This window comes from Pontibacter sp. BAB1700 (assembly GCF_000277005.1).
Classification (GTDB): domain Bacteria; phylum Bacteroidota; class Bacteroidia; order Cytophagales; family Hymenobacteraceae; genus Pontibacter; species Pontibacter lucknowensis.
This window is the reverse complement of record NZ_AKIS01000117.1, coordinates 1-11,468: the sequence shown is the minus strand read 5'-3', so window position 1 is coordinate 11,468 and position 11,468 is coordinate 1. Positions and strand designations below refer to the sequence as shown.

Genomic DNA, 11,468 nt, shown 5'->3' with positions numbered 1-11,468 from the left:
TAAGTAGGTATAGCATCTTATTTCAGCTGCATGTTATCTAGCCAGATCACATATTCCTTCTTATCTGCATCATAATAGAAGCCGTAGCGGGTAGGGTAGTAGAGGCCTTTTTGCTGAAACTCTTCCGGCTGCTTCAGATCAAAAGTATCATCAGGCTTCGACTGCAGGTACTCCACCGTGTACATGGGCTCAAAAAAGATGACGCGGCCATCATAAGAGCCATAGATCATGGTCTGGGTAAACTTCTCGCCATTCAACTCAGGGCTATGCCGGTCTACCCAGTGCTTGCCCATTTGCGGTACGTTCACCTGCACATCAATATAGTCTGCTGGCAGGTAGCGTGGAGCAGGTTCTATCATTAGTTTAGGATCGCTCACTTCGTCGCCGATTGCCTTGCGCTCTGCCGACGAGATCAATGTAAAAATGCGCATCGAAGTGAGGCAGTTCGTACAAGGCAGGCGGGTGCCCCATCGGGTTCCAATCCATCACGATATGCTTGAAAGGTGTCTGCTGCATGATCTCTTGCGGCAGCTCCATCTCGTAATAGATCATGTGCCCGTGTCCTTCGGAGTTGTCTTGTTGAGGGAGCGTATTAACGGCTTGTTCCGAGAAGCGTACACCTACAGCAGCGGGATTACCGGCTTCATCAAACGTGGCCCAACTGTAAGCAGTACCTTCTCCTACATGTATGGTCTTGCCATGTATAGTCTGGTTAGCCAAAGGTGAAGTTTTATCGTCATAGTCGTCGCAGCCGGAGAACAGCATGACCAACGAAAGCATGAAGCTGATCTGGAATAATCGTTCAGGAACCATTGTGATAAGTATAATCTGGGATGCGTTCTTGTTTAAGCGTTGTTGAAGCCCTCTTCCTGCAGCACCTTCTGCAGTACCCCTTCTTTTAAGGCATAAGCCGACACCCTAATCTCTTTCAGTTGATAGGTCTCCAACACGAAATCCACCAGTATACTCGCCAGCACGATCATATCAACCCGCATCTCCAGCATACCCGGTATAGCCAGGCGTTCGTCGTGGGTTTTGTGCAGGAGTTCCTGGTATATCTTGTAAAAGTCGGAGATCTGCAATGCAGAAGTGGCAGGCTGCGAAAGCTGTCGGGTATTGTCGCCACGGTTCAGCGCATCGATGTCGCAGAGGGTATCAAAAGTGCCGGACGCACCTACCAGTCGGGCAGGCTTATACGTTTCTACAGCCTCAGTGAGCGGCTGCAGTTGCTCTGCCAGAAATTGTTTCTCGGCGGCTACCTGCGCGTCAGGTATAGGGTCGGCTGTGAAGAACCTGTCCATCAGGCGCTGGGCACCCACTTCAAAGCTTTGCTTCCAGAAGATCTCCTGCTTGTTGCAAAGAATAAACTCTACGCTACCCCCGCCAATATCCATGATCAGGGAGGTCTGTTCATCCAACACGCCGGCCGAGCACACACCGTAGTAGATCAGCTCAGCTTCTCGGTCGCCGTCAATTATCTCTACCTGAATGTCGGTCTGCTTGTAAATGTCTTTGATGAAGTCTTCGCCGTTGCTGGCGTTGCGCACCATACTCGTCGCCATAGCCCGTACTGTCTCTACATTGTATTCATCAATCTGTCTGCGGAAATCCTTCAGTGTTTTCATCGCCCGCTCGTACGCTTCCGGCGCAATGGTGCCTTTGCTGATACCGCCCTGCCCAAGCCGCACCGGCAACTTGGTTTTCACAAAGTCCGTGCGGTTACCATTCGCATCTACCTCCGTGATAAGGAGATGAAAGGTGTTGGTGCCCATGTCGATGAGTGCGAGGCGTTTGGTCATAGGGGGAGGAAAACGATTAATAATAAGGAATTACGGAATTAAAAATTTAGTTAACTGACGCTATTTCAACTCTCCTGTTTCAGTGTCAAAGAAAAAGTTTTTACCTGAATACCTTTTATATTTATTAAGTATTGTAAGAGGAATGAAGTTTGAATCAATTTCTTTCAAGGGTACTATAAAAAGCTCTTCTGGATCATTCCCTGTACCCTTAACACCTATGGCAATAAAAACAGGTATATTCTTTTCGCTTTGGAAGCTTTGGTATCTTTTAAATTGCTCAGGCGTTGCAAATTCGATTCCCCGCTTATAAAAATTACTTTTCCATTTACATTCAACTGCAAATTCAAATGTTTGGCCTTTCATCTGAAATTCTAAAAGCAAGTCGGGATGCTGAGTTGTTTGAGCATACCTGCCATTGACATATTTGTCACCTGCCCATTCTTTGATTTTGAAAAATCCTCTGTCGAATTTCTGCACAACATATTTTTCAAAATCATCGCCGCTCCTTTTATTAACATCTATAATCTCAGTCTCTGATACTCCTGATTCCACAATCCTTTTCTCAACATCTTGTATGATAGCATCATAATCGAGGTTATTTGAGTTTGCGATTTCTTTAATAAGACTTCGCTCGTTAGGAGTAAGCACACCGTCAGCTATAGCCATATCAATAATCCTAGCTAGCTCATTTGAGTTAGTGGAAGAATTGCTAGAATTGGAGGAGCTTAATGAGTTATCTGTGCCTGCTATAGAAGTAGAAGGTGGGACGTCGCTTTCATCTGTTGAAGGATTAATCACGCTACCTTTCTCAACAAATTGGTTTGCTGTATCAGTAGAGTTCTTCGATTTAGAATAGAATATAAATCCTGTTATGAAACATAACACTCCGATTGCCATTAATAACATCCCCATTTTTCGTCCCATTTACTTTTAAGAATTTACTTAGCTGTTGCTAAGATTTGGTTGAATTTAGACTGCTGAACAGTGGATTATAAAATAAATTCAAGCTACTACCTACCCCTCCGAACTAAACCTAAAGAAAGTCCCCAACGGCAACTTCCTTTCCCCACGGTCATGCAGGTATATCTCACCCAGTTCTGCATTCTTAATCTGCTCCCCAAACGTCAGACGCATCAGGTTGTCCAGAATCAGAGCTGAAAAGCCGAGAGAGTAGAGGTTGATCACTAAAAAGTAGTCGGTTTTGTCAAGCATCTGGTGGCAGAGTTTGATGAGTTCGTTCAGCTCGTTCTCCAGCTGCCATTTCTCTCCGTTCGGACCGCGGCCGTAGGCGGGCGGGTCCAGGATGATGCCGTTGTAAGTGTTGCCGCGCTTCACTTCACGACGGGCATATTTCATGGCGTCTTCTACGATCCAGCGCACATTGTCGAGGCCGCTGGCCTCCATGTTGTCGCGGGCCCAGAAGTTCACCTGCTTCACCGAGTCGAGGTGCGTTACGTCGGCTCCGGCGGCTTTGGCAGCCAGGGTGGCGGCACCGGTATAGGCGAACATGTTGAGCACCTTTGGCGTTTTAGTCTTCAGTGAGCGGGTCTTGTTGTAGATGAATTTCCAGTTGCTGTCCTGCTCCGGAAACAGGCCCACGTGCTTGAACGAAGACAGGCCCAAACGGAAGCGCAGTTTCAGATCGCTGTACTGGTAATCGATGTACCACTGCTCCGGCATTCCTTTTTTGAGTTTCCACTGGCCCTTTTCCTGGCTGCCTTTGTCGCGGGTGAACACGGCATTGGCCATACGCTGCCACTCCGACTCAGGCAGGTGCTTGTCCCAGATGGCCTGTGGCTCGGGACGGGCCACGTAGTACTGGCCAAAGCGCTCCAGCTTTTCAAAATTACCTGAGTCAATGAGTTCGTAGTCAGACCAGTTTTCTGTTGTTAAAAAGGAATACATATATTTGCTGTTTATATCCGGCTGTGTAAGGTTGGCAAATTACGAATTATATGCCGTGCCTGAAAATTGCACGCAAGAGCTGGTTTAATTGTTTCTACTATATGGCACTTAGCTTTTACAAATACCAGGGTACTGGCAACGATTTCGTGATGATCGACAACCGGAAACTGACCTTCCCGGCAACTGACGAGCAACTGATCAAAAGCCTTTGTAACCGCCGTACAGGTATAGGCGCAGATGGACTGATCCTGCTGCAGAACCACGACGACTACGACTTCGAGATGGTGTATTACAATGCCGATGGTCGACTGGGATCTATGTGCGGAAACGGTGCCCGCTGCACCGTGCGCTTTGCCAAGCAGTTGGGCGTGATTGAAGACGTAGCCTATTTCCTGGCTGCCGATGGCGAGCACCAAGCCACGATCGAGCGGGAAGAAATTCAGCTGAAGATGACTGATGTGGTAGGAGTAGAGCGCATCGAAGATGATTTCTATCTCAATACCGGATCGCCGCATTATGTTCGTTTCGTGGAGAATATCGATAACCTGGATGTGTATGCTGAAGGCCGTCTTGTCAGGTATAGTCCCCGCTTCAACGCAGTAGGCACAAATGTGAACTTTGTGCAGCGCCTGTCGGATAACAGCATTTATGTACGCACCTACGAACGTGGCGTGGAAGACGAAACCTTGTCTTGCGGTACTGGCGTAACGGCTTGCGCGCTTATAGCCGGATTGACAGGTATGGAAAGCCCCGTTTCTGTGAAAACTCCTGGTGGAAACCTGAAAGTAGCTTTTGAGCAGGACGGCATGGGCTTCCGCTACATCTACCTGATCGGCCCCGCCAAGCTGGTGTTCACAGGTACAGTGCCGGTGCCGGAGAAGGTATAACCATGTTTCTTCGCTCCGAACATACCTACCTACGGGCTCTTGAACCGACCGACCTGGATTTTCTCTATACCTTAGAGAACGATATCTCCACGTGGCATGTTGGCAACACGCTTACGCCTTACTCTAAATTTGTGCTGGAGCAGTACCTCGAAAATGCCGCCCTCGACATATACACTGTCAAGCAGCTCCGCCTGGTTATCTGCAACCATAAACTAGACCCCATCGGCGCCATCGACCTCTTCGACTTCGACCCACTGCACCGTCGCGCAGGTATAGGTATCGTCGTTTCGGCTCCTCACCGCGGCCAAGGCCATGCTTCCGAGGCGCTCAATCTCTTGCTTGGTTACTGCCAGCACACCCTACAACTGCACCAGGTATACTGCAGCATCACCGCCAGCAACCACACCAGCCTTAAGCTTTTCAAAAACGCCGGCTTCGAGGAAGTAGGCGTCCGCCGCGAATGGCTTCGCAAATCCGATGGGAATTGGGATGATGTGGTGGAGATGCAGCGGGTGTTTTAATCCCCATCCTGTCACAATGCCACAAACCAACTTACTACTTTCCCTTTCTGACACAGGAATTTACACTGCCTGAGCTTTGTTGAGAAAATAAGTATAGCCTATCGGCAAATATGGCAGAAACGCCATGCGGCTGTCATTCTGGTATTGTTTTGGTGCATTGCCTTAGATATATCAGAAAAACAGCTTATTTTTGACGATATTGCAAACGCAGGATTTCATTTAAGAATAACAAATACAGATGTTTGATTTTTTCGGTAAAACCGTTGCGAAACTATTCGGAACCAAGTCCGACAGAGATATAAAGGAGGTAGTGCCTTACGTATCCAAAATTAACGAGGAGTACGCAAAGCTCAACAGCCTCACCGACGACCAGCTTCGTCAGAAAACAATCGAGATCAAAGGCATTATTGATGAGCGCCTGAAGCCTACCGACGAGAAAATAGCCGCGCTGCACAAGCGTGTGGCCGACGAGCCGGAACTGAACATTGTGCAGAAGGAGAACATTTTCTCTGAAATCGATGAGCTGGAGAAGGAGCGCAACAAAGAACTAGAGGTAGTGCTGATGGAGGTACTGCCTGTTGGTTTTGCCATTGTAAAAGAAACTGCCCGCCGCTGGAAAGAGAACGGTCAGCTGGTAGTAACCGCCAACGACATGGACCGCGAACTGTCAGCTCGTAAGCCAAATGTGCAGATCGACGGTGACAAAGCCATTTGGGCAAACAAGTGGATGGCTGCCGGCAACGAGATCACTTGGGAAATGCTGCACTATGATGTGCAGTTGATCGGTGGTATCGTGCTGCACCAGGGTAAAATTGCTGAGATGGCCACAGGTGAGGGTAAAACATTGGTAGCGACGCTGCCTGCCTTCCTGAATGCCCTTTCGAAGCGCGGTGTGCACGTGGTAACCGTGAACGACTACCTCGCCCGTCGTGACTCTGAGTGGATGGCGCCTTTGTTTGAATTCCACGGCATCACGATTGACTGTATCGACAAGCACCAGCCTAACTCTGAGGCCCGCCGCAACGCCTACCGTGCTGATATCACCTACGGTACCAACAACGAATTTGGCTTTGACTACCTGCGCGACAACATGTCACGCGAGACAAAAGACCTTGTGCAGCGCAAGCACCACTACGCCATGGTCGATGAGGTAGACTCCGTGTTGATCGACGATGCCCGTACGCCACTGATTATTTCCGGTCCGGTGCCACGTGGCGACGAACACGAGTTCTATCAGCTGAAGCCACGCATCGCTACCCTGGTTGATGCCCAGCGCAAAGTAGTGATGAACTTTCTGACGGAGGCCAAGCGCCTGATCAAGGAGGGAAACACGCAGGATGGTGGTCTGGCTTTGTTCCGTGCCTACCGTGGCCTGCCAAAGAGCAAGCCGCTGATCAAATTCCTCAGTGAGACGGTAACCGCGCCATCATGCAGAAGGTAGAAAACTACTACCTGCAGGATAACTCCCGTATGATGCCGGAGGCCGATGAGCCGCTTTACTTCACCATTGACGAGAAGCATAACCAGATCGAGCTGACTGAGAAAGGTATCGACCTGATCACTGGTCAGGGTGAAGATCCACAGCTGTTCATCCTGCCGGATATCGGTACAGAGATCGCCAACATCGAGAACGACAAGTCGCTCAACGAAGAGGAGTTGCTGCACGCAAAAGAAAAACTGATCGCTGATTTCCAGGAGAAGTCGAAGCGTGTGCATACCATCAACCAGTTGCTCAAGGCCTATACCTTGTTCGAGAAGGATACCGAGTATATCGTGACGCCGGACAACAAGGTGAAGATCGTAGATGAGCAGACAGGTCGTGTGATGGAAGGTCGCCGTTATTCTGACGGTCTGCACCAGGCCATCGAAGCCAAAGAGAATGTGAAGGTAGAAGATGCTACACAGACTTACGCCACCGTTACGCTGCAGAACTATTTCCGTATGTACCACAAGCTGTCAGGTATGACAGGTACAGCCGAGACAGAGGCCGGTGAATTCTGGGACATCTACAAACTGGACGTGGTAGTGATTCCTACCAACCGTCCTATCCAGAGAAAAGATGAGCACGATAAGGTATACAAGACCACGCGTGAGAAATACAATGCCGTAGCTGATGAGATCGTAGAGCTTACTGAGAAAGGTCGCCCGGTGCTGGTAGGTACAACTTCGGTAGAGATCTCGGAGCTCCTGAGCCGTATGCTGACGCTTCGCAAGATCAAGCACCAGGTACTGAACGCCAAAATGCACCAGAAGGAAGCCGAGATTGTGGCGGAAGCTGGTAAGCCGGGTACGGTAACCATCGCGACAAACATGGCCGGTCGTGGTACAGACATTAAGCTGACGCCGGAGTCGAAGGCTTCCGGTGGTCTGGCCATCATCGGTACGGAGCGCCACGAGTCTCGCCGTGTGGACCGCCAGTTGCGCGGTCGTGCAGGTCGTCAGGGTGACCCGGGTTCTTCGCAGTTCTTTGTGTCCCTGGAGGATAACCTGATGCGTCTGTTCGGTTCTGACCGTATTGCCCGTCTGATGGACCGCATGGGTCTGGAAGAAGGCGAGGTGATTCAGCACTCCATGATCACAAACTCAATTGAGCGTGCGCAGAAGAAGGTGGAAGAAAACAACTTCGGACAGCGTAAGCGCCTGCTTGAGTACGACGATGTGATGAACGCACAGCGTGAAGTGGTGTACAAGCGCCGCCGCAACGCTCTATACGGCGAGCGTCTGGAGCTCGATATCTGGAACATGATCTATGATATCAGCGAAGACATGGTGGTGAACTACAAAAACACCGCTGACTACGACAACTTCCAGCTGAACATCATCCGTGTATTCGGTATCAACACTGCTATTACAGAAGATGAGTTCAAGTCTGTGCAGGCCAACCAACTGGTAGAGCGACTGTACAACGAGGCGTTGAACCATTACCTGACGAAAAACAAGCAAACAGCCGAACAGGCTTACCCAATCATCGAGAACATCCATCTGAACCGTGGACCAATGATCGAGAACGTAGCGGTGCCATTCACAGACGGCAAACGCCAGTTAGCCGCCGTGGCAAATCTGACCAAGACGTATGAAAGCCATGCCATGGAGTTGATTCGTGCGATGGAAAAAGTAATTACGCTGGGTACGATCGACCAGGCCTGGACCGACCACCTGCGCCAGATGGACGACCTGAAGCAGGTAGTGCAGAACGCCGTGTACGAGCAGAAAGACCCGCTCTTGATCTACAAGTTTGAGTCGTTTGAGCTGTTCAAGCGAATGATCGGCAAAGTGAACGAAGAGACGGTATCCTTCCTGTTCCACGCCTACATACCAGTGCAGGCACCAGAGCAGGTGCAGGAGCCACGTGCGCCACAAATGCCAAAGCCGCCAGTGTTGCACGAGCAGAAAGAGGAAGTGCACTCGTCGCTGGAGCATAACAGCAGCCCGATGCACGCTCCGGAACCGGAGAAGATCATGCCCGCACACTCTCAAAAAGTGGCCGGTCGCAACGACCGTGTAAGCGTGCAGTACAATGATGGCCGTGTGCTCAAGGACGTGAAATTCAAAACGGTAGAGGAGGATTTGCTCCAGAACCGCTGCGTACTGATTGAAGACTAATCCCAGATAGCCGCCTTCTGAAAAGTCTGGCGGCTATTCTTTTACATGATCATCTGAAAGCAAAGGATATAAGAACGGGTGCAATGCCCAGGCATTATATCCTTTGTCTTTGTTTAAAACATCTTTTGTCAAGAATTATGTCAGGAGAAGATCTTGCTACTTATATAGACCACACTATTTTGCGACCTGATGCGACAGCTGAGCAGGTGATGCAATTGTGTGACGAGGCCCGCAGCTACGGTTTCGCGGCAGTGTGTGTGCCACCGTGCTATGTGCAGGCTGCTGCCGAGCGACTGGGGCCAGGCGCAAGAGTGAAAGTGGCCACGGTGGTGGGCTTTCCGTTAGGTTATCAGCATCCGAAAGTAAAGTTTCTGGAGACTCACCAAGCCATAGCAGACGGCGCAAATGAAATTGATGTGGTAATGAACGTGTCGTTCTTTAAGTCTGGCAGGTATAGCGAGATACAGAATGAGCTGAGCGACCTGGCGAACTTCTGCCATCTGAAAGAGGCGGAGCTGAAAGTGATCATCGAGACGGCTTTGCTTTCGCAGGACGAGATCTCCAAAGCCTGTGAGATATGTGCCGCAGCCGGTGTAGACTTTGTGAAAACCTCGACAGGCTTTGCTTCGGGAGGTGCCCGGGTAGAGGATATTCAGCTGATGCGCCGTGTACTGCCGAGCCACATCAAAATTAAAGCCTCTGGAGGCATTAAAACATACGCCGATGCCGTGGCGTTAATTGAGGCGGGAGCCGACCGCTTAGGTTGCTCTGCCAGTATCCAAATTGTAAAGCATGAACAGAGCGCTTAGTTTCCTATTTATCATGGCCCTGCTGGTGTCATCGGCCTGCAAGCCTTCAGCAGAGGCCCGCACAAGTTCACCTGACAGAACCACTACCAGTGCCCGCGTAGTGGATGACATCAGCGTATACCGCCCGACCTACCCGGCCGATGCGGCCAATGCCCCGGCAGCTGCCAGAGTAGAACCGACTAACCATGCGAATGCCAAGGTAGCCGTATTGATGGATAGTGTAGCCAGTGTGAATAAGAACATACGCTATGCGCAGGGTTACCGCATATTGGCCTACAACGGCTCGGAGCGCCAGACGGTGATGGACCTGCGCAAAGCAATCATCGCCCGCGTGCCGGAGGAGAAAGACTACCTGACTTACCAGCAGCCAAACTTCAGACTAAAAATAGGCGACTATTTTACACGCATGGAGGCGCAGCAGGTGCTCAACCAGATCAGTGATCTTATACCTAACGCCCACATTGTGCAGGAGCAGATCAACATACCTAAAAACTAAGGTATAGCGACCCGCTACAGGTATACAGCGTTGCAGTTGCTCAGGCGGCTGCAACGTTTTTCTTTTTATATTTGACAGCAGATACCAGGTCCGTCAAGGGCCTGTTGCCCTATTACATACATGAATCAATTAGCACAGAAAATAAAAGAGCTGGCCACAACCTATACCCAGGACACGGTAGGTATACGCCGGCACCTGCACGCCAACCCGGAGCTTTCCTTTGAAGAGCACAATACGGCTGCCTACGTGGAGCAGGTGCTGGAAAGCTATGGGCTGGAAACTACCCGCATGGCTAACACCGGAGTGGTTACGCTTATCAAAGGCCGTAAGCCGGAAAATAAAACCATTGCCCTGCGTGCCGACCTGGATGCACTGCCGATCACAGAACAGAATGCCGTAGACTTACAAATCAAAGCATGAGGGCGTGATGCATGCCTGCGGGCATGATGTGCACACGGCTTCTTTGCTGGGAGCTGCCCGCATTCTGCAGGAGCTGCGCAACGAGTTTGAAGGCACAGTGAAGCTGGTGTTTCAGCCGGGAGAGGAGAAGTTTCCGGGAGGCGCCTCCATCATGATCAAAGAGGGAGTGCTGCAGCAACCGGCTCCGACAGGTATAATTGGTCAGCACGTGTTCCCGATGCTACCGGCCGGCAAGGTCGGTTTCAGGTCAGGTATGTACATGGCCAGCGCCGACGAGATTTACATCACCGTGAAAGGCAAGGGCGGTCACGCGGCCCTGCCAGAGCTCAATGTGGACCCGGTGTTGATCACATCGCACCTGATCGTGGCCCTGCAGCAGATCGTGAGCCGCCATGCCAGTCCTAAGGTACCAACAGTGCTTTCTTTCGGAAAAGTAGAGGCCTTGGGAGCTACTAATGTGATTCCGAATGAGGTGAAGGTAGAAGGCACTTTCCGGACCATGGATGAGGTATGGCGCAAAGAGGCGCACCGCCGTATACGCAAACTGGCCGAGGGACTTTGCGAAAGCATGGGCGGCAGCTGCGACATCGACATTAAGTTTGGCTACCCTTTCCTGAAGAATGACCCTGATCTGACCGGGCGTGCCCGTGAGGCAGCAGCGCTATACCTGGGAGCTGACAATGTAGTGGATTTGGACCTTTGGATGGGAGCCGAGGACTTTGCCTATTACTCGCAGGAAGTGGCCGCCTGCTTCTACCGATTGGGTACTCGCAATGAGGACCGTGGCATTACTTCGGGTGTGCATACCCCGACATTTGACATTGACGAAGCAGCACTGGAAACCAGCATCGGCCTGATGGCCTGGATTGCCGTGCAGGAACTGGCAGCTGAAAACCGATAATATTTATGAGAAAGCTATACCTGATACTCGCATTGGCAGTGCTGCCGCTTCTAAGCAACGCCCAAAGCAAAATAAAGGCACCAACTGCCATCTGGCCTGAGTTGCAACTGAGCTATGGCCTCGGCGA

General features: G+C 50.6%; 9 protein-coding genes and 2 pseudogenes. 6 read left to right on the top strand and 5 right to left on the bottom strand.

The features are described from left to right. Positions 1-17 precede the first annotated feature (17 nt). The 5 genes from O71_RS21875 to O71_RS14360 form a co-directional block, all read right to left on the bottom strand. Complete coding sequence (locus O71_RS21875; protein WP_051017776.1) at positions 18-359, bottom strand: hypothetical protein; 342 nt, start codon at positions 357-359, stop codon at positions 18-20. 4 nt (positions 360-363) lie between these two features. Beyond that, positions 364-813: a DUF5602 domain-containing protein gene (locus tag O71_RS21870; protein ID WP_051017775.1), complete on the bottom strand. Its 450-nt coding sequence runs from the start codon at positions 811-813 to the stop codon at positions 364-366. A gap of 32 nt (positions 814-845) precedes the next feature. Continuing rightward, positions 846-1,799, bottom strand: a complete 954-nt coding sequence (locus O71_RS14370; RefSeq protein WP_007658035.1) for a Ppx/GppA phosphatase — start codon at positions 1,797-1,799, stop codon at positions 846-848. A 60-nt stretch (positions 1,800-1,859) separates the two neighbouring features. Then, entirely contained in the window at positions 1,860-2,723 is an 864-nt protein-coding gene (locus tag O71_RS14365) for a hypothetical protein (protein WP_007658034.1), read from the bottom strand. Positions 2,724-2,813: 90 nt separating this feature from the next. Next, entirely contained in the window at positions 2,814-3,704 is an 891-nt protein-coding gene (locus O71_RS14360; protein ID WP_007658033.1) for a class I SAM-dependent methyltransferase, read from the bottom strand. Positions 3,705-3,805: 101 nt separating this feature from the next. Between O71_RS14360 and dapF the strand changes: the two genes are divergently transcribed. The 6 genes and pseudogenes from dapF (at position 3,806) to O71_RS14330 (ending at position 11,341) form a co-directional block, all read left to right on the top strand. Continuing rightward, the gene (gene dapF / locus O71_RS14355; protein WP_007658032.1) at positions 3,806-4,591 is read left to right on the top strand and encodes a diaminopimelate epimerase; all 786 of its coding nucleotides are present in this window, start codon (positions 3,806-3,808) and stop codon (positions 4,589-4,591) included. Between the two features lie 2 nt (positions 4,592-4,593). Continuing rightward, the gene (locus O71_RS14350) at positions 4,594-5,112 is read left to right on the top strand and encodes a GNAT family N-acetyltransferase (protein ID WP_007658031.1); all 519 of its coding nucleotides are present in this window, start codon (positions 4,594-4,596) and stop codon (positions 5,110-5,112) included. 238 nt (positions 5,113-5,350) lie between these two features. Beyond that, positions 5,351-8,715 (top strand): annotated as a pseudogene (gene secA / locus O71_RS26860) (preprotein translocase subunit SecA). A gap of 137 nt (positions 8,716-8,852) precedes the next feature. Continuing rightward, complete coding sequence (gene deoC / locus O71_RS14340; protein ID WP_007658030.1) at positions 8,853-9,524, top strand: deoxyribose-phosphate aldolase; 672 nt, start codon at positions 8,853-8,855, stop codon at positions 9,522-9,524. Then, complete coding sequence (locus O71_RS14335; protein WP_155800923.1) at positions 9,508-10,020, top strand: sporulation protein; 513 nt, start codon at positions 9,508-9,510, stop codon at positions 10,018-10,020. Before deoC ends, O71_RS14335 begins: the two co-directional genes overlap by 17 nt. A 120-nt stretch (positions 10,021-10,140) precedes the next feature. After that, positions 10,141-11,341: pseudogene (locus tag O71_RS14330) on the top strand (M20 family metallopeptidase). Positions 11,342-11,468 lie beyond the last annotated feature (127 nt).